General features: G+C 46.5%; 13 protein-coding genes and 1 pseudogene. 3 read left to right on the top strand and 11 right to left on the bottom strand.

Annotated elements, in window-relative coordinates; genetic code table 11:
* Positions 1 to 47: 47 nt before the first annotated feature.
* Positions 48 to 521 (top strand): Rrf2 family transcriptional regulator, encoded by a 474-nt coding sequence (locus tag GB992_RS09855; RefSeq protein WP_161002292.1) that lies wholly within the window; start codon positions 48 to 50, stop codon positions 519 to 521.
* Positions 522 to 1,102: 581 nt separating this feature from the next.
* Here the strand turns inward: GB992_RS09855 and GB992_RS09850 are convergent.
* The 10 genes and pseudogenes from GB992_RS09850 to GB992_RS09805 form a co-directional block, all read right to left on the bottom strand.
* Positions 1,103 to 2,280 (bottom strand): annotated as a pseudogene (locus tag GB992_RS09850) (cation:proton antiporter).
* A gap of 18 nt (positions 2,281 to 2,298) precedes the next feature.
* Complete coding sequence (locus GB992_RS09845; protein ID WP_161002291.1) at positions 2,299 to 3,633, bottom strand: dihydrolipoyl dehydrogenase family protein; 1,335 nt, start codon at positions 3,631 to 3,633, stop codon at positions 2,299 to 2,301.
* Between the two features lie 133 nt (positions 3,634 to 3,766).
* A complete protein-coding gene (locus GB992_RS09840) occupies positions 3,767 to 4,429 on the bottom strand; it encodes a TetR/AcrR family transcriptional regulator (RefSeq protein WP_161002290.1) in 663 nt (220 codons plus the stop codon).
* A gap of 825 nt (positions 4,430 to 5,254) precedes the next feature.
* Positions 5,255 to 5,524 (bottom strand): hypothetical protein, encoded by a 270-nt coding sequence (locus tag GB992_RS09835; protein WP_161002289.1) that lies wholly within the window; start codon positions 5,522 to 5,524, stop codon positions 5,255 to 5,257.
* 201 nt (positions 5,525 to 5,725) lie between these two features.
* The gene (locus GB992_RS09830; RefSeq protein WP_161002288.1) at positions 5,726 to 6,751 is read right to left on the bottom strand and encodes an ABC transporter ATP-binding protein; all 1,026 of its coding nucleotides are present in this window, start codon (positions 6,749 to 6,751) and stop codon (positions 5,726 to 5,728) included.
* Positions 6,751 to 8,283 carry an ABC transporter permease/substrate-binding protein gene (locus GB992_RS09825; protein WP_161002287.1) on the bottom strand — a complete coding sequence of 511 codons (1,533 nt, stop codon included), beginning with the start codon at positions 8,281 to 8,283 and terminating at the stop codon, positions 6,751 to 6,753. Before GB992_RS09825 ends, GB992_RS09830 begins: the two co-directional genes overlap by 1 nt.
* 204 nt (positions 8,284 to 8,487) lie before the next feature.
* Positions 8,488 to 9,741 carry a tyrosine--tRNA ligase gene (tyrS, locus tag GB992_RS09820; protein ID WP_161002286.1) on the bottom strand — a complete coding sequence of 418 codons (1,254 nt, stop codon included), beginning with the start codon at positions 9,739 to 9,741 and terminating at the stop codon, positions 8,488 to 8,490.
* A 901-nt stretch (positions 9,742 to 10,642) separates the two neighbouring features.
* On the bottom strand, positions 10,643 to 11,137 hold the full coding sequence (locus tag GB992_RS09815) for a hypothetical protein (RefSeq protein ID WP_161002285.1): 495 nt from the start codon (positions 11,135 to 11,137) through the stop codon (positions 10,643 to 10,645).
* A 39-nt stretch (positions 11,138 to 11,176) separates the two neighbouring features.
* Positions 11,177 to 11,890, bottom strand: a complete 714-nt coding sequence (locus GB992_RS09810) for a hypothetical protein (protein WP_161002284.1) — start codon at positions 11,888 to 11,890, stop codon at positions 11,177 to 11,179.
* Positions 11,868 to 12,650 carry a DUF4931 domain-containing protein gene (locus tag GB992_RS09805; protein ID WP_161002283.1) on the bottom strand — a complete coding sequence of 261 codons (783 nt, stop codon included), beginning with the start codon at positions 12,648 to 12,650 and terminating at the stop codon, positions 11,868 to 11,870. The genes GB992_RS09810 and GB992_RS09805 overlap by 23 nt, the downstream gene beginning before the upstream one ends.
* 142 nt (positions 12,651 to 12,792) lie before the next feature.
* On the opposite strand from GB992_RS09805, the gene GB992_RS09800 reads away from it, so the two are divergent.
* A complete protein-coding gene (locus GB992_RS09800; protein WP_161002338.1) occupies positions 12,793 to 13,368 on the top strand; it encodes a nucleotidyltransferase family protein in 576 nt (191 codons plus the stop codon).
* A gap of 191 nt (positions 13,369 to 13,559) precedes the next feature.
* On the top strand, positions 13,560 to 13,778 hold the full coding sequence (locus GB992_RS09795) for a hypothetical protein (protein ID WP_161002282.1): 219 nt from the start codon (positions 13,560 to 13,562) through the stop codon (positions 13,776 to 13,778).
* Between the two features lie 91 nt (positions 13,779 to 13,869).
* Here the strand turns inward: GB992_RS09795 and GB992_RS09790 are convergent, their stop codons facing one another.
* Complete coding sequence (locus GB992_RS09790) at positions 13,870 to 19,614, bottom strand: beta strand repeat-containing protein (protein ID WP_161002281.1); 5,745 nt, start codon at positions 19,612 to 19,614, stop codon at positions 13,870 to 13,872.
* Positions 19,615 to 19,617: the final 3 nt, after the last annotated feature.

Raw genomic sequence — 19,617 nt, 5'->3', positions numbered from 1 at the left:
TCGTTTTTAACTATTGATGAAATTGTCGTTCCAGAAAGAGGTCTCCCATGAAATTAGACTTTTCCGTTGCCGTCCATAGCCTGCTTTACTTGGACGAAAGTCGACCACGTAAAATCACGAGTGCTGAACTCGCCAAGTCACTTCAACTGAATCCGGTGATGATCCGTAACATCTTATCCGTCTTGCATAAGCAAGGCTACATTGAAGGATCTGTGGGAAAAAACGGTGGTTACCTTCTGCAACGGCCACTTTCCGACATGAATGTTGGTGAATTGTACGACCTCACCATTCCACCAACGATCAGTTACGCCCGATTTATTACCGGCGATTCCAAGGGCCTAACCAAAAGCGACACGGATGCGACGGATATTTCAGCAAACATTGGTGAGACCCTCACGGATTTGTTTACCTTGGCGGATACCGATTATCGGAAGTTCTACCATCGTTTTACCATGACCGATCTAAAGAACGATATGCATGACCATGGTTATTTCATCAATCTAGTTGACAAACAGAATTAAACAAACGACGCGCCGCCTAAACCTTCAATTTCGGTTTAGGCGGCGCGTCGTTTGTTTTTGTATTTAATTGTGTTTAGTCCGTTGTACTGATTTGAAACATCAGCAGTACCACATCGTACTCGTTACACTGACTTGAAACGCCGTTCCATGAGGACCGATCTCAACCCGCCAAAAACGCGGTTTTCTACCTCGATTCTGAGCCACAAACCGTCTCAGAAGTCGTCCCACACCACTAAATGGCCAAAAACATGCCATTAAGTGGTGTCCGACACGGAACTCTATTTCAAGTCAGCTCCACTCATATAACAGTCAAAGTTTTTACCGAATCATCACAGATTACTTGGCGCACCTAATCTACAACTTCTATGTCAGCTGGAGGGCGTCAACAGTGATACCGAGCCGTGAATGTGCTGTTAATTCGAATGGTTCACTCGAATTTACAGCACGGACGGTCGCAGAGACTCAGGTTTTATCGAGGCTCTGCGGCGAGGTGAAAGACTGCGGTCTACAGGCTTGAACCGGTCCCACGGCGAGCGTATCACTGTTGACAACCGCAAGCGAAATTTTCAGCGTATACACGGTTATTTATCTGATGTGGAAACTGCTGTTGAATCGTCCTTGCTCAACGCCCACCGCAACAATAGTGGGGCGGCCAATGTCGAAAAGACGATTACAAAAATCATGTCAACGTAAAGTCCGTTTGCTAACAGGTGGGCATCAAAGCCAATCTGTGCTGTGATTAAAGCCATTTCACCACGGGCAACCATCCCCGTACCAACAACCCGGCTACCACTTTTTGAGAAGCCCGTTAACCGCGCACCAATCTCACCGCCCCACCATTTAGTGACAACAGCTAAAATTGTCATCAAAACAATAAACGGTAACGACGTAATGAAGTGTGCAAACGTCACGTTCAAACCAATGCTAACGAAAAACACTGGTACAAAGAACGCGTTGCTGATTGGTTCAATATGGTCGTCGATGACCTGCTTAACATGCGTTTGGGCAACGGCAATGCCAGCAAAGAATGCACCAATCGCCCCAGATAAACCAACAACCTCGGCTAAGTAAGCCATTCCCAAACAGATAACCACAGCCGTTACCGTGCGGGCTGTCGGAATCAATAACCGTTCACTAATGCGCATCAGCATCGGCGCAATCCATTTGACGAGCAAGTACGCTGCAACAAAGAAACCAACTTGGAACAAGAATTGAAGCCCCATATTAGTGTTGCCATGCTCACCTGCGCCGCCCCAATCAAGGCAACCATCAAACTTAGCAACAGCACCCCGATAATATCGTCAGCGACGGCTGCGCCAAGGATAGTCGCCCCGGCACGTGTGTCCAATGCGTGAAATTCACGTAACACCACCACGGAAATGCTGACCGATGTGGCCGAGAAAACCACACCAATAAACAGCGCCTCCGTAAAGTGATAGCCAAACACAAGGCTAACGCCACCCATTAAAACAACTGGCAGGATGACACCACACACCGCCACCGCCAGCGCTGGACGCAGCACCTTTCTTAACTGGGCAAGATTACTCTCAAGCCCTGCCATAAACATCAGCAAAATGACCCCAATGTTAGCGAATACAGATAATGCACTGCTATTATGAACCCAATTCAAAACACCGGGACCAATAATGATCCCGATGAGGAGTTCGCCAATGACGGCCGGAATGCCGACCCGTGCGGAAAAGTGACCAGCAATCGTTGTGGCAACAAGTATTAAAATCAGCGTTCCAATAAACGCCATAGGCTGTGCTCCTTTGCTTTACAAGAGGTAATCAATATCTGAGGCAGGTGATGGATAAGCCATAACCTGATTTTCAAAGTCACCGGCTGTAGCATGCTGATTGATTAAAAATGTTAAATAATTAATCATTTCATCGGCGATACTACTCAAAACCGTCGCACCGACAAGTTGCTGTTTGTCATTCAATACGACGGTCACCTTAGCCACTGAATCATGGATTCGGTTATAGGTGTACCAGTGCGTCATGTCGATCTTTTTCACGGTTAGCGAGGCTTCTTTTGTTGCAGCTGTCACATCTACGCCAACTTTGGCCAACTTCGGCATGCCAAAAACCAGCGTCGGAATGGCTGGATAACTAATTGGTGCGTCCACCTGCTGGCCAGTCAACTGTCCGGCTAAATAGCGCGCATCATAACCAGCAACTGGGGTTAATTTAGGTACTGTTCGTTTGGCAACAACATCCCCGAGCGCATAAATATTGGGATTAGTGGTCTGCAAATGATCATTCACCTGAACGCCATGAGCATCCGCCTCTACGCCGACAGCCGCCAGATTCAACGTATCAACATTAGCAATCCGACCCGTCGCGCCAATCACGGCATCAGTCGTCAATTGAAAATCGTGACCATCCGTCAACGCCAGTCCGTCTTCGGTTTTATCAACCTGGGCAACATCAACGTTCTCATAAATGTGTACACCCTCAGCCTTTAACTGAGCAACTAAGTCCGCAACCAGATCTGCTGGAAAGGCGCGCAACGGTTTGTCATTGTGCAAAACAAGTGAAACGTCTGCGCCAGCCGCATTAGCGATGTCAGCCAATTCAAACGCAATGTAGCCGCCACCGATAAATGTCAGCCGACGTGGTAACTCACGCATGTTCAAAAAGTCAGTACTCGTCCCAACATATTTCGCACCAGGAATATCCAGCCGTCGTGGCCGTTCCCCCGTTGCTAAGACGACTTTATCTGCCACAACCTCTTCACTACCAACCATCACGTGACCATCGGCAGCAAACTGTGCATGGCCCGTAAACGTCGTAATGGCAGCCTGCTTTAGGCCACTCAAAGTACCACCCGGAATACTGTCAGTATAGGCAAACTTATTGCGCATAAGATCTGACCAGTTAATGGTTGGCTCGCCATTTAAGCCCTGCCCATCCATATGTTCAGCTGACCGTTTAGCTTCGACAGCAGCTAATAAGATTTTTTTAGGATCACATCCGCGGTTTGGACACGTGCCTCCCCACAGATTTTCTTCGGCAACTGCGACCGTTTGACCAGCCCCCTTAAGGGCGTATGCCAATGCCAAGCCGCCGGGGCCACCACCAATAATTAATGTTTCAACGTGTGTCATAATCTACCTCCAGTCTTTCAAACATTCGCAACCAAAGTGTACCGATTTTTACGTCGAGACTAAAGTATTATGCTCTGTCTTAATTCTAACCGTGGGTCAAAAACAAACTCCTATCAGCGTTGTGTCAATTAACTTATTCGTCCGGATGAACGGCCAAGGTTTTGTCCAGTTCACTGACCATGTACTTTTCTTCGGTCGCATCATCCCAGTCTCGCTCCGGAAATAAAATATAGCGATCAAAGAAGTAACTCCCTAAAATAGACAACAAATAACGGAAAATAATTCGGAACGGCCAGTCGACGAGTTGCCCTCGATCCTGAGCCGCTTTGATAATTGTTTTAAACGAGTTCAAGAAGCGCTCTGGCGCGATCGATAAGTACTGCTCACGTAGATCCGCGTTGTATAGAATTTCACTGAGGAATACTTTCAATGCATCTTCATTGTCTGAGGCAAACTTCATGCGGTTGCGGACAAAGAAAACGAAGAAGTCATGAATGTTATCCGTTTGTTCGCGAATGGCCTCACTGGCTAATTCGTTTAACAAATCAGGCACGACCTCACGCACAATAGGATCCAAGGCCTCGCGTAAAATGTTGGCTTTAGACTTAAAGTGTTTGAACATTGTGCCTTCAGACTGATGCGCTGCCTCAGCAATTTGACGCGTACTCGTGTTGGCGTAACCCTGTTTTGCGAATAATTGGATGCTGACGATCAAAACATCCTTTTGTTTCTGCGTTAAGTTTTTATTTGCGTTCACTAAATCAGGAAATTCATCAAGGATTTTTTTATCTGCCATTATTTCTTCCATCACTTTCCCAAATTCACTACTGCTATCATAGCAGACCTCATGAGCTCCGAAAATGTCAAATCGTTTGCAGTACAGGTCTTTTTAGTCGGTAAACCATTATTACATATTATTTTTGGATCTCATAGTTACCTATAATATTTAAATTTTATATGGAAACTAATCTTACGCTCCCGGTTGCCCGTTTTTTGAAATCGTCTGTGGGACCGGCTCAAGCCCGCAGTTCACGGTCTTTCGCCTCGCCTGGAAGCCATTTAAACCGTGTCTTCCAGACCGTCCCGTGTTGTAAATTCGCAAACCCACCGAATTAACAACACTATCACCGTCGATTTCAACACGGGCGCCCTCCCGCTCATACCTCAAAGACGTCGGACAACCGTTGCATTACGTGGCTGCACCATACAAAATTTAAAACCATGACATTCGAGGCTTAATTGCTAAGAAAAAAGTTCACAAATAATGTGACTAATTTGCAACATTGTCCCGTTATTTTCTGAACATACCTAAGCACAAAAAACATATCTAGTGGAGACGGTAAGAGACAAAGTTCCGTGTCGACAACACTTAATGGCATGAAGTTGGCCATTTAGTATTGTGAGACGACTTCTGAGATGGTTTGTGGCTCAGAATCGAAGTCGAAAACCGCGTCCTTTGCGGGTTGAGACCGGTCCCCACGGAACGGCGTCTCTTATCGGCACAACGGCCTTTCATCGCTTAAGCCACTTTGCAAATTGTTACAAAAAATGACACGCCGCAAACGTGTCATCTATTTTTTATTCAGTTAGATAAAATCATTAAAAATCACTCGTGAAACACCTATGCTTGCTTAGCTGAATGAACGGATCGATAGCCAAAGTAGAATTGAACAATGGCCAAGATAACCGCCAACCAGTTAACTGCTGCAAACCAACCGGACAAGCTTGCCACACTGGCTGCACCATAGTACACCCAGAACCCCCAGACAACTGCGACGACATTGATCCATGCAAATGTCTTCATCAATGACTGATTGCTTGTTGCAAAGAATGTCCAGATGCAGTTAATGACGAACCAAACGGCTAAAATCCAAAATGATGTTGCAAACATGATAATCCCTTCTTTGATTTTAATTGTCGAGCGAGTGATTACTCGCCTTTCTCAACAACATCATTGTAGCACCTTTCAATCCGGATACAACCGTTTTGAAAATTTTTTTTGCATTTATTTTTCGCATTCAAAAAGCGACTCTCTATGCGCTTGCCACCGGCAATTGACACACATGAAGTCGCTTCATTTCAATCTAGTTATTTAATTATTTTCATCCTCATCACGTTTACGCTGACTCAGATAATTGACAATGTTTTGCGCATTGATGAACCCTAATTGACGGTCACCATCCACTACGCGTAAATACTCACAGTTAGTCAAGTCGTCGAATGCCTCGCCTAACGTTTTATCGGATGAAATATCAATTGGCGCAGTGTGCCCTTCTGGCAAAACCGATTCAGAAAAGCCCATCATCACCATCTTCCCAACATAAACATCGTACACATTGTGAGCTACACTCTGGGAGAAGAAAGCTTCAACAAACTGATTAGCTGGGTGTTGGGCAATATTTGTAGGCGTATCCACTTGAAGAATCTTCCCCTCACTCATCACCGCAATCCGATCACCTAGTTTGAGAGCCTCATCCATATCGTGAGTCACAAAGATAATCGTGTCGTGCCGCTTTTCATGAAGATCCAGTACTAGATCCTGCAATTGTGTGCGTGAAATGGGATCCAAAGCTGAGAATGGTTCATCCATCAAGACAACTGGTGGTTCAGAAGCAATCGCTCGACAGATACCAATCCGCTGTTGCTCACCACCGGATAATTCACTAGGCATCCGATCTCGATATTTTTTCGGGTCCAAACCAACTTGATTCAGCAATCGATCAATCGTAGCATCAATCTCTTCGCGTTTGACACCCTTCATCTCGGGAATGACCGCAATATTTTGAGCGACGGTCATGGTTGGAAATAGGGCAATTTGTTGTAACACGTATCCGATGTTCCACCGTAACTCCTGCAAACCAATATCTGTAATGTTTTCATCCTTGATAAAAATCTTGCCACCACTCTGAGGCTGCAATTGATTGACCATTTTCAAGGTCGTTGTTTTCCCACTACCGGAAGTGCCAACCAGGACAAACAGCTCGCCGGCGTTGATGGTTAAGTTCAAGTCCGGAATCACAACATTATCGTTAAAAGACTGCTGAACATGTTCAAACCGAATGATGGGTTCGCCGTCTTTCAGCTCATTGATGCTGCTTTCATCAACCGTAGTTGCCATTATTTAGCATCTCCCTTCAACAAGTGATGGCTAACCAAGTATTGCCGGGCCACCGTTTTAGCCGACTTCTTTTCGACATTAACTTCATAATTCATTTCCTGCATATCCTTTTCAGAAATATGACCAGCTAGCTTGTTCAAACTCTTCACAACGCCTGGATATTTCTTGGCTAAGGACGTTTTCATTAATGGCGCACCCTGGTAGGACGGGAAGAAATGTTTGTTATCCTTCAACGTTGTCAGATGATACTGTCGTAATTCACTATCTGTCGAGTAAGCATCAACAACATTGATGTTGCCATTATGAATAGCCTCGTAACGTAATTTTGGCTCCATGGACTGAGCTTTTAAATTCAAGCCGTATGTCTTATTCACACCTGGCAAACCATCTGGTCGATCAATAAATTCAAGTGTCATCCCCGGTTTCAATTTATTTTCTACCGTCTGCAAATCACTAATTGTGTGAACATTCCAAGCCTTTGCATCCTGTTCACGAATAGCTAGGGCAAACGTATTGTTGTAGGACATTGGCTTCAAGTAGCTGAGTTTAAATTGTTGCTGCATATCTTTTTGTGCTAATTGGTACGTTTGATCGGCCGTTAATCCCTTATCAGATTGGGGCTTTTTTACCAAACTTTCCAAAATAGTCCCCGAAAATTCCGGATAGATATCGATTTGATTGTGGTTCAAAGCGTTAAACAGAAAACTCGTTTTCCCAAAATTAGGCTTTAACGTGACGTGAACATGTTTGTTATCCTGTTCAATCAAGTCTTTATACATATTAATTAAGATGTCTGGTTCGGAGCCCAGCTTACCGGCAATCGTAATGTTATCGGCCGGTTGACGGACGGCATTCGCAACACCGACAGCACCGATACCGAGCAGCAAAACAACCAGTCCACCGATTAGATAGCGTGGACGCATGTGTTGCAAACGATTAATGAGCCAACTCAAAATAATCGCCAACAACGCTGAACTAATGGCTCCAATTAACGTCAATGCGGTGTCATTACGGTCAATCCCCAACAGGATAAAGGTCCCTAGACCACCAGCACCAATCAAGGCAGCTAACGTTGCAGTCCCGATAATCATGACTAGCGCTTGACGCACCCCGGAAATAATCACCGGGGCAGCGATTGGTAATTCAACCTTAAATAGTTTGCGCGTTTGCCCCATGCCAAATGCATCAGCAGCCTCTTCAATAGACGGATCAATGTCATCGATCCCGATATATGTATTCTGAAAGATCGGGAGCAACGCATAGATGACCAACGCAATGACTGCTGGGACAGTTCCGATACCAACAATGGGAATCAGTAATCCCAATAATGCTAGTGATGGGATGGTTTGCAACACGCCGGCGATTTGCAACATAAACGCTGCAAAGCGTTTGTGATGCGTTGCCCAGATGGCCAATGGAATGGCAATGGCCATCGCAATCAGTAGTGACACCAGTGAAATCTCAATGTGTTGCCACAATGCAGTTAACAGTGCCGAACGCCGTTCAACCAGCGTTTGAAAAAAAGCATCCATAAGTATAAGTCCTCGTTTTCCGATGTGAAATTCTGTGCTTTCAAACTTCACAGCTCGTTCTGATAAACGCAACATTTACTTTACAAGTCGAACATACGTTTGTCAAACAATAAGAAAAAAGCACACTATTTATAGCGTGCTTAATTATAAACTTACTTATTTTCAAGACCCAAACAAAAGGCTTGTGAGAATGATTATTTCTTTTTAATCACTTACGCGAGCAAGGAAATAGCGCTTCTTACCACGACGTACAATAACAAATTTACCATCAAACATTGACTTTGGATCAACGTCTGCATCAACAGAAGATTGTTTGTCACCGTTAATAGTGATGGCGCCATTTGTCACGTCTTCACGAGCTTGCCGCCGCGATTTTTCGATGCCACTATCTGCTAAAAAGTCGACAATATTTTGAATTGCGCCGGTCGTTTCAACGCTTGGGAAAGCCTTGAAGCCCTGTTCGATTTCGTCAGCGCTTAATTCCTTCACATCACCGGAGAACAGTGCTTGCGTGATCTTTTCAGCTTGCTTCAAAGCCGCATCACCGTGAACAAACTTGGTCACTTCTTCAGCCAAACGACGTTGTGCCGCCCGCTTCCAAGGTTCCTTCTTCACTTGTTCAGCCAGATCATTAATTTCGTCTTCATCCAAGAACGTGAAGTACTTCAGAAATTTCACAACATCATTGTCGTCTTGGTTTAACCAGAATTGGTAAAATTCGTAAGGCGTTGTTTTTTCAGGATCAAGCCAAACGTTGCCACCTTCGGACTTACCAAACTTGGTCCCGTCAGACTTCAGCAACAGTGGAATTGTTAATGCAAAGACTGGTGTTTCTGGTCCTTCCACACGACGAATCAAGTCCAAGCCAGCCGTGATGTTGCCCCATTGGTCACCACCACCAATTTGCAATTGCACATCTTGTTCACGGTATAAAGTTAAGTAATCGATGGATTGCAGGATTTGGTAAGTGAATTCGGTAAATGAAATCCCCACTTCCAAACGTGAAGCAACGACTTCCTTATTCAGCATCGTCTTGACGTTGAACAACTTACCGTAATCACGCAGGAAATCCAGCAATGACAGTTTGGACAACCAATCGTAGTTATTCACCAACCGGAATTGGTCTTCCCCAAACAATTTGACCATTTGACCACGCAGGGCTTCTTGGTTGTGGTGCACTTGGTCCATCGTTTGTAGAACCCGTTCGGACTTCTTCCCAGATGGGTCACCGATAGAACCCGTTGCCCCACCGATAACGATCACCGGTTTATGCCCAGCCAACTGGAACCGTTTCAGAATCATAAACGGAATTAAATGACCAATGTGCATTGAATCACCAGTTGGATCAATCCCACAGTACAAGCCAATTGACTTCTTGTCTGTTAATTCACGTAAGCCCTCTTCATCACTGGTTTGGTTGATTGCACCACGCCACTTTAACTCATCAATAATATTCATTTTGCATTCTCCTTCTCATTTTTCAGTTTATTAAGGCACAAAAAAAGTCCCCGTCACTGGCTAACATTAGCCAAGTTGACAAGGGACGAATTTATTCCGCGGTACCACCCAAGTTATTGCATCACTGCAACCACTCTTCACCGGTATCGGGGTGCGCCGAGATAACGATCACAAACGCTGTACTTCGCGTATTCAATGTCACCGGTTCACACGACCACCGGCTCTCTGGAGAGGGATTGAAGGCACTACTTGATTATCAGTTTTGAAACCAACGATCACGTTTTCGTTATCAAATATTGTTGTCATTGTACTGACTGATTGATGTTGATGTCAACCATGGATTTCAAAAGTTTGACCTGGATTGCTGATGTTTCCGCTTCTGGTTGCTGATATTGAAACTCCGTTGTGGGGACCGGTCTTAGCCCGCGTTGCGGTCTTCGACCTCGACTTGAAGCCTCCAAACCCGAGTCTTCAAGCTCGTCCGTGGCCTAAACCCAGCAAACCCACTGGGTTAACGCCACTTTCACAACTCCGTTTCAATATCAGCGCCCGCCAGCTACATCTCTCCGAAGACTAACATAATCTGACAAATCAGTACCATTCCACATCACTCGATCCACAGTCATCGCCGCAGATAACGTGAAATTTAAATGGAGACTACCGCCCACATTCGATTCACTTTAGCAATGAACTAAACAGAGCTGCAGGGCGTCAGCATTGGAACCAGGCCATGAATGTGGTGTTAATTCGAATGGTTTTCTCGAATTTACACCACGGACAGGCGCAAAGACTCGCGGTCCTCACGAGGCTTTGTGGCGAGGTGAAAGACTCCGGTTTACGGAGGCTTGAACCGGTCCCATGGCGGCGTTCCAATGCTGACAACCGCAAGCGGCAGTTAGCACTATTTCACATAGAAAATATAGTCCAGCGTCGTCGGATTCTCTTCCGGTTGGAAGCGTTGTGGATCGTAGCGTTCGTAGACATACTTCAAGTTAGTCCAGTCGTCCTCCGTCATCATGTGACGAGTCACGAGTTCCTGATGGGCTGTTTCCATGGCCCGTTGACCAAACAAGTCGCCAGTATCTGGATTGCCGTTAACCCACGCAACGGCAGCAGAACTTTCTGGCACTGTAATCGCTTGGAAGCCTTCTGGCACCTTCTGACCCTTACGGAACCATTTGCCAATCCAGTAAGTTGTTTCGTCACCATCAATGACTAATAGGCCAATTTTGGCAGGGTCTAAGGGCTTGTTGATGGTTTCCAATTGCTTAAACTTATCTGTTGTTTCCCAGTCTAACCAGGCATAGTTGTATGAACCATGTTCCTGCTTCTTGTATGGGAGTCCAAATAATTGGCGAGCTGGTTCCGTAACTAAACTACGATGTGTAACTTTCATTTTAGTGCCTCCAGTAATAAATTTCGTTTATCGTTCTTTTTAACTAGCGGGCTGCGTAATGATTGATGTTAACGTTCTGTGTTGACGATCCAATCGCCACAGATAAGTAGCCGCACGAGCCGGCATAGTCGGATCGATTTGTTGGCAAACGACATTGGCAATCGCTGCCGTCGCTGGCCGGTGCAAATAATCGCTCAAAATACGCGCTAAATGGACGTCAAAAAGTGACTTGCTTTTATCCATCCCCGTTAGTGACTGCTTTAAGTCTAGCACGATAATCAGTGCTAATGCATTCACCTTTTTAGGCCCCATGCCATGAATGGGTGACAAACGGGCCTCCAGCTCTTCGAAACTAGTGGTTGAAATAAATTGTTCAGCGTCGCCGTTCGCTTCCGTTACCAATGTTTGACCCAAGCTAGCTAAATTCTGCGCCATCGTTTTGGGGAAACGGTGTAATGCGGGTTTGGTCTGAATCGCCGTTAATAAATCGGCTTGATGTGTGGCAAACCACGCGGCCGACCAGTTTTGCTCACCGATCCGATCACGCAGACGTTTAGGTAATTGCCAGGCTCTGTTTGCGGGAACGGATTGATCAACAATCACCCCACACATCAAGGCGAATTTATCTGTTAGTAGCCAGTCGCTGTCTTCCGGTGATAAATCGAAATCACCCATGAATGTGTCCGGCAGATTTGCCTGATAATCCCGCTGCAACATTGTCACAGCGTGCTCATTCAAGATAGGTGTGCGCATGCGCTGTTACCTCCTGGCCAATTTCATTAATTCGATCCGCCTGAAAAACTTGTGGCACTAGATAGCCCACGCTTAGTGGTGAAGCATTAAAACGCGGCACAACCTTGCAGACAATTGCACCATCGTGCGCATTGTAAAAGAATAAGTTATAACTATCACAACGACCATGAAAGTAATCCGTCAGAATATAGTGCGTCAGTACACGTACCGCTTGAGCCAAATCCGCAGCGGCCTTTATCCCGGGAATTCGCACGTTGAATTCAAGAAAACCTAGTAACGGTTCATTTGCCACGGCCAACGCGGCGTCACCTAGTTGTAAAAACGTTTCGCCGGATAGGTTGGCCGCCGTCACGTGCGCATAACCATCCACTTTATTGAGCCCAATTATCTGCATGTGCGGATGAGCCAATGACCCGCCGGAGCGTGGTCCATAATTTTTATACATAATCACAGATTTGTATTGAGGATTCCGTTGCATCTCTGCCCATTTGCGCAACGAGAAATCCATAATTACGGCGGCTGTCTGTTGATCGAAGTTCGACCAGTCTCCGGTATGGTTACTGGATTCAATGATAATCGTTTGCAATGTGTCGGCCAGTACCCGAAATTTATTCACGAGCCAAATTCGGTCGTCCTCTCGCGCTAAGATGTTCGTCAGGTGCGCTACATCACAAAATGGACACGCCGCATTCTGATGGACGATGTTTTCTGGTTTTCCTTGCGCAACATGTGTAATAAATGAAAGTTGTTCTTGTGTCATGTGTTTCCTCCACATCAACTCGCCAGAGTAAATTATTCGATTATTATACCGCGATTTCATTATATTCAGCATTGATGCGGATTGATCTGTCTAATAATTGCGCCATTCTGGTGCAATTATTTAAACGTGCTACACTGAGATGATGAAAAACGAAAATGAACAATCACAACAAATTTTAGATATTATCCAAGACATTCCAGCCCTAATGACCATTCTTCACGCCATTGCCGATCAGCATCTAATACAAGGTGCGCTGGCCGCCGGAAGTATCCGTAACACGGTGTGGCAAGTGCTGAGCCATCAACCGGTTCGGCTATCTTCCGACATTGATGTCGTGTTCTTCGATCCCAAACGGCCATATGAAGATAACCTCCCGATTCAAGCTAAGCTAAAGGACCGTTTGCCACAATATAAGTGGCAGGTTAAAAACGAAGCGTACATGAATACACACAATTTTAATGATGTGCCGCCGTTTACTTCGGTTGCCGATGCGATCGGTCATTTTGTTGAAACACCTACTTGTGTCGGCGCCTATCTGGACGAATCCGGTCAGCTACGTTTGATTGCACCACACGGTGTGGCCGATCTGCTCAACTTCATTAGCCGTCCTGTTCCGATGTACCAACAGGATGCCGCCCACATGGCTATTTTTGACCAACGAATGGCCGCCAAACAGTGGCAACAAAAATGGCCTCAATTGAGTATCCTGACACACTAATTGACGACTGGTAATAGGCACACAATTTTATCTTCGTTTGCAACCATGCTACACTGACGATAATCGAGCTGGTTCAACAGGCTTACCAACCAAATTTCAAAACACGCGTGAATAAAGATGTTGAAGACATGATTTGATGCAACGTTTTGATCCATCGTTCTATGCTTATGATGAACGCGAGGTGATTCCACATGCAACTTGTACTTGTAAACCGTGAAACGAAAGCCCGGAAGGTTATTAATGATTGTGAATCGATTGCTCTGATCGATGCCGATCAGGAAACGCACCTGCCACAATACTATGTGCCAAACGCACGTCAGCAGCTTGGCGCCGTGGCGTTTGTCCTCACCCGCACCCGGCAGGAACCGTGTACGTTTAAAACCAGTCAGTGGGAAATTCGTAACGATTAAGATGTCATCACATAAAAGACCCATCACCGTAATTGTAACAACCTGTTACAATTCAACGATGATGGGTCTTTTGATGCTCAATATTCCTATTTTAATGCTTTAGTGAATCATGCTTACGGCGAAGACCAAACCAACCAATCAGCGTCGTTAAACCAAGAATGCCTAACAATGCTTCAAGTTCACTCGCTTCGTTAGTATCTGGTAAGTGCCGGCCAACATACTGCGGACTAACAGGCGATGATGCCTGTTTGCCGTTAGTCAACTGACCGTTATAACCACGTGCGCCGTTGACTCCGGTTGTAGCCACACCAGTACTAGTTGTTGATGACTGGTCATTGCTCATTTCAACGTTACTCATTTCATCATTTACGGATGAAGAGCTACCCGTTGTGGATGGGTCTGAACTATTACCATTCCCTGTTGAATCACCAGTCGTCTTCGGTGGTAGCAATACCTTTAACTGAGCTTCAATATCAGCAGCTTGCGCAGCCAAACTGTCCGCGAACTCGCGTAACTTGTTTGCCTGTTCTAACGCCTGGCTAGCGGCGTCCGAATACTTCTTAGCAAGTGCTGGATCATTTGCTGCCAACGCTTGCTTGGCTAGCTCTTCATCCTCAGCAGCTTGTTTGGCTAATGAGTCGGCCGCACTGGCAGCGCTATTAGCCTGGTTAACTAAGGACTGCGCCTTGTTTTCAAGTGATGACTGACCTTGGCTGTGTGCCTGGTTAGCCAAACTTGCTAACCGTTCAGCATCGCTTTGAGCGGCAGACGCTTCACTAGCAGCTTTCGATGCGGCGGAAGCAGCCTCGCTGGCCGCAACACTTGCATCGTGATGATCCTGGCTAACCGCACTGTTGATGTTCTCAAACGTTGCGTCAATCCGACTTCTAAACTTAGCAGCTGCGGCACTCAAGCCAGCGATAACTGATTGGGCACTCTGAGCTTCTGAAGCAAACTGACTGGCCGTCTTCGGATCATTCAGTTTGGCAGCACTCAGTGCACTCGACTCAGCGGCACTGGCGAGTAGATTTTCAGAAGTAGCGGCGGACTCAGTACTGTTCAACTGACTCATCAGTGAATTAGCTTCACTAGCAAGTGATTGAACGGTGCTATTTTGCTGATCCGTTGCAGCCTGACTAGCAGCCACCGTCGCACTTTGCTGTGTCGACTGCGTTGCACTGGTAACCGCGCTCTTAGCCTGATCAGCAGACGTAGCAGCACTGGTAGCAGTGCTACCGTATGAACTAGCAGCTGTGGAATCGATGCTGACTGCTTTGTTGATGGCAGAGTTCGTTTGGTTAACCTGTCCCAACAAGGTGTTTGCAGAAGCTGTAGCATTGGCAGCCACTTTCTCAGCACTTTCGGCCGAAGCCTTGTCAGATGCTGCAGTAACGCTGTCGTTTGTAGTCGCCGCTGTGGAAGCAGCATCTGCATAGCTCTTAGCAACTGAAGCGGCGGATAATGCAGCGGAATCCTGAGCGCTTAATGCTGCCAATGAATCCTGATTCTGCTTGTCCATTGACTGAACTGCACTGTTCGTCAAATCTGTTTTAGCAGCGCTTGTTGCACTAGTAGCAGCGTTACTTGCACTCGTCGTTGATGAATTCGTGGCACTCGCGTTGGAGTTGGCAGTGGAAGCTGCAGCACTGGCACTAGCGGCAGCCTGAGAAGCGGCTAATGAGTCAGCCTTCACTTGCTTGTCAATTGCGGTATTCTGATTGGTAATGCTCTTGGCAAAGTCTGTAGCCGATGTAGCAGCATTCGAAGCCGCTTTTTGTGCCGATATTGCAGAGTCCCGATCAGAAATTGCAGTTGCACTATCGTTTGTAGTTGCCGCTTTATCTGCTGCACTAGCGTAACTTTGAGCAATGGAACTTTCTTTCTGTGCTGTTGAATTAGCAGCACTCAAGCTTTTTGCCCAATCACTATTCTGCGAAGCCATTGACTGTACTGCCGCATTACTTGAATCGCTCTTTGCAGAACTCGTTGGAGATGTGCTAGTAGCCGTCGTAGCACTACTTGCGGCAGTTGCTGCACTTGTAGCGGCGTCGTTGGCACTCTTTGCGGCATTCGCAGCGGCCTTTGAGTTAGCTTCAACCTTGTTAGTAATCGAAGTGTTCAGATCCGTTAATGAACTCAGTGCATTTTGAGCCGATGTCGCTGCTTCACTTGCTAACTTATTAGCCGAAGTAGCTTGACTCGCAGCAGTGCTTGCACCCTTAGCGTCGTTCAACTTGGCTGCATCGGAGGCTGCACTTGCGTAACTGTTGGCAGCGTTTAACGCACTTGACGCATCCGAAGCGGCTTTTGCAGCAGTTGAAGCTTGTGTTGAGGCTGACTTCGCCCAATTTTGAACCGCTGCATCCGATTTGTCACTATCAGCCGCATTCTGTGCCGACGTATTTTGTCCTTGTGCAGATGTGTTGTCGTTTGTGGCCGAAGTATTTGCTGTGCCGGCACTAGTCGCTTGACTTGCTGCTTCTTTCGAGGATTTTGCTGCTGCCTCACTATCCGCTTGAACCGAAGCCGTAAGCTTCTTGAGCCCGTCGGCAATACTCGAGGCTAAATTGGTCACGCTGGTTCCAGCAGCCGCTGCCGAAGCTTCCATTTTTGCGGCATCCGAGGCATTCTGGCTTGCCAAACTGACATCATTATTAGAACCCGCCGCACTGGCCGCAGTTGAGGCATAGACGGAAGCCGCAGTCTTCAAGCTCTGCATTGTGGAATTTGCACTAATCAAAGAGCCCTGGAGAGACTGCAAACTCTTCATTGCTTTTTGCACGCTGTCATTTTCGGTATCTGACGCACCTAAACTAGCTAAACTTGACTGTGCAGCAGAATTAGCATTCGTGCTGGCTGTGGGGTCGACATTATTTGCGACTCCACTCACAACCTTTGACGAACTGTCCGCTGATAGGGCGAAGTTAGAAGAAGCAATAGAATCCGTGTGAACAGCGTTTGACAGAAGGGTGTACGTATTAGCCGCCTGGTCACGATTATTATCTATTTTATTTTGCAGTTCAGCCATATTGCTAGCAAGTAGTAAAGCCTGACTAGCATAATGTTCCGCCGAGGCAACATCATTAATAAGGGCTGCGCTGGATGCTGCAGATAGCAGAGAATTTGCCGTAGATTGACCACTAGTCAAACCACTCTGCATATCCGACGTTGCTAACGAATTGGCTGACAATATTTTACTGTAATTCTGAACGGCACTGTTGTTAGTATCAGTAGCGGCTAATGACATTCCTTGACTATCATATTTATTTACACTATTCACATCAGATGTCGCGGAACTAACCCGTTTACTAATATCATCAGCAGCAATTTGAGTGGATGTAACTTGTTGCGATGCCATTGTACTATCAACAATTAAGATACTTTGGGCGAGTTCAGCAGCAGAGTTAGCAACCGATTCAGCTGTGTTTGTCTTCGTGAGGAAACCAGCAAACATAGAATTAAGGAGCTTACCACCGTTATAACCAAAATAACTAGCTGAAGCAGCATCATTCTCTGCCGCTGCTGAAAGCGCGTTATTAATCATATACGGATACGTAACATCATACTGATTGTTAGCAGCATTTTGTTGTGCCAGTGCACTATCTTGTGCCGACTTTAATGCCGCTTGTGCTGAAGTAAAAGCACTATTAGAAGCAAGCGCTGGATCTGCAACTTCCGCAGAATTAACTTGTGAAGCATAATCTTCTATCGCTTTAATCTGGTCACTAACGGTTTTCATTACACCAGAAGCATAGTTGTGCGTATTAACAACCGAATCAGCAGCTTGGCTGGCCGCAGTGCTATCAGAAGTCACAACACTCTTGATGTTTGCATAAGCCGAAGTCGTTGCACTAGCTAGGGAATTAGCACTGGTAGTGTAGCCAGAAGCAAGCGTATTTTCTGCGGCCGCCAAATTTGCATAACTTTTAGCAGCAACCTGATCATACAAATCCGCAGCACTAGCAGCCTGATTGGCATAGCTTTCTGCGGCCGTACTTGCAGCCCGAGCTTTAGTAACCAAATCATCAGCATCAGTGCCATTAGCCTGAGTTGAAGTGTTTTCAGCCTGAAGATCCTTATTCTTTAAATCGGTTCCGGCAATTGATCCGGCAATTGCAACATTACTTTGGGTTTGTGTATTTGCGTTTGTGACTTTTGGTAATTCGGCAGCAGTACTCTGAGCCGCACCAACGGCGCTCTGAGCCGCACTCTGGGCCGCAATACTATCTGCTGTCACCCAGCCTTGAATTTTATTGAGGCCGGTTTTTGCATTGGCAAGCGCCTGAGCTGTCTTATCAGCTAATGACGTAGCCGTCGATGCCTCATTAGAAGCAGTTTCTGCAAACGTTAACGCTGCATCAGAACTCAAACCCAATACCGCTGCCGCAGTTGACGCAATCTTTGCTGCAGCCAGTGCATTCGCCGCAGCAGTTGAATCAGTGGCTGCTTCATTTAAATCAGCCTGAATAGAATTATTGGCCGATTGTACCGAACCATTTTGTGAATCCTTACCCGCAGCTGTTGCCGCTTGACCAGCTGTATCACTTAACGCACCCTTAGATGTATTTTGATTAGCTGCAGCCGTCGATGTTTCTTGTACATACTGTCCGATACTAGCGACCTTTTTGTCGTTAGCAACCTGAGTATTTACCTGTGTATTCAAATCATTTATCGAGGAAACCTGGTCAGTCGTTGTGGTTTGTGCAGCTTCAGCAGCGGTTTGTTGTGTCTTAACATCATCAGCAAAGTTACTAGCCGCAGTAGTATCACCCGCAGTTTCAGCAGAAGCTGCCGAAGCAGCTAAATCTTGAGCAGATTTAAGTGCATTTTCTGCAGCAGTAACAGCTGCGCTAGCGTTAGATTGTGCTGCGGTTGCCGAAGCCAACAGGTTGGTGACATTGGCCTGCGTTGGATCAGACGCAGCAGTAGCCTTAATGGTTGCTAGTGTTTGGTCTACAGTCGTCAGATTGTTGTCGGCAGTAGTCGCTGCTGTATTAGCCGCAGTAACGGCCGCATTAGCCGCCGCTGTGTATTCGCTAGACGGTGTCGCACTTACGGTGCCTGTACTTGTAGTGTCTGCAGTATCGGTAGTACTTCCAGTCGCGCCCGTAGTACCCGTTGTCTCGTCCATACGAACGATTTCAGCAGGTTGGCTAGTGGCAGCCAAGGAAGACTTGATTGTATTCAATTCATCATTAGTGATTGCAGCAGCAACGCTGACCACCGTCAAACTTTGCGAAGCCGTACTAGTCTGATCACTGGTTGCGTCAGCCACCGTTGTCTGTTTTGTTTCTGTTGAGGCAGCAACAGTTTTGTCAGTCGTGGTGGCAGTAGTCGTTGGGGCTACCGCGTTGGTCTTAACGGAAGTTGTCTCCGTTTGGCTAGCTGAACTGGCTGGCTTAGCACTAACCGTTGAACTAGCGGAAGTTGCTGTACTCGTAGCGTCACTTAATGTAGCACGGGAACCTAGCGTAGCCGGATTAATCAATGTGTTCGTTACTGAACCGGGTGTTTGCGCTGGTGCAGAAGCCGGCACAGTCTCACTGGTTGCGTTGCTGAGTGTTGCACGGGAAGTCAACTCTGAGTCGGTCGTTTTACTCGATTGACTAGCCGTTGTGTCACTCTTAGCAGTCTCAGAAGAAGCAGAGGTAGCAGCCGATGTTTGACTACCGCTCTGTTCACTTTGGGCGCTTGCTTGACTAGTTGTTTGCGTCTGACTGGTTGCAGTCGAAAGAACCGCGGAACCAGCAGATGCTGTGTTAGTGGCTGACGCAGAACCGGTTTGTGTTTGAACCGTCGTCGGTGTCTGATCGGCATGCACGTCATCCTGAGTCATTGC

It is taken from the genome of Furfurilactobacillus milii, from assembly GCF_009863985.1.
GTDB classification, from domain to species: domain Bacteria; phylum Bacillota; class Bacilli; order Lactobacillales; family Lactobacillaceae; genus Furfurilactobacillus; species Furfurilactobacillus milii_A.
The sequence above is the reverse complement of the archived record's forward strand: the minus strand, read 5'-3'. Positions and strand labels throughout refer to the sequence as shown.

Excerpts from the sequence above, each read along its gene's own strand:
- GB992_RS09855 (WP_161002292.1), top strand. The coding sequence starts at position 48 with ATGAAATTAGACTTTTCCGTTGCCGTCCATAGCCTGCTTTACTTGGAC.
- GB992_RS09845 (WP_161002291.1), bottom strand. The coding sequence starts at position 3,633 with ATGACACACGTTGAAACATTAATTATTGGTGGTGGCCCCGGCGGCTTG.
- GB992_RS09840 (WP_161002290.1), bottom strand. The coding sequence starts at position 4,429 with ATGGCAGATAAAAAAATCCTTGATGAATTTCCTGATTTAGTGAACGCA.
- GB992_RS09835 (WP_161002289.1), bottom strand. The coding sequence starts at position 5,524 with ATGTTTGCAACATCATTTTGGATTTTAGCCGTTTGGTTCGTCATTAAC.
- GB992_RS09830 (WP_161002288.1), bottom strand. The coding sequence starts at position 6,751 with ATGGCAACTACGGTTGATGAAAGCAGCATCAATGAGCTGAAAGACGGC.
- GB992_RS09825 (WP_161002287.1), bottom strand. The coding sequence starts at position 8,283 with ATGGATGCTTTTTTTCAAACGCTGGTTGAACGGCGTTCGGCACTGTTA.
- tyrS (WP_161002286.1), bottom strand. The coding sequence starts at position 9,741 with ATGAATATTATTGATGAGTTAAAGTGGCGTGGTGCAATCAACCAAACC.
- GB992_RS09815 (WP_161002285.1), bottom strand. The coding sequence starts at position 11,137 with ATGAAAGTTACACATCGTAGTTTAGTTACGGAACCAGCTCGCCAATTA.
- GB992_RS09810 (WP_161002284.1), bottom strand. The coding sequence starts at position 11,890 with ATGCGCACACCTATCTTGAATGAGCACGCTGTGACAATGTTGCAGCGG.
- GB992_RS09805 (WP_161002283.1), bottom strand. The coding sequence starts at position 12,650 with ATGACACAAGAACAACTTTCATTTATTACACATGTTGCGCAAGGAAAA.
- GB992_RS09800 (WP_161002338.1), top strand. The coding sequence starts at position 12,793 with ATGAAAAACGAAAATGAACAATCACAACAAATTTTAGATATTATCCAA.
- GB992_RS09795 (WP_161002282.1), top strand. The coding sequence starts at position 13,560 with ATGCAACTTGTACTTGTAAACCGTGAAACGAAAGCCCGGAAGGTTATT.
- GB992_RS09790 (WP_161002281.1), bottom strand. The coding sequence starts at position 19,614 with ATGACTCAGGATGACGTGCATGCCGATCAGACACCGACGACGGTTCAA.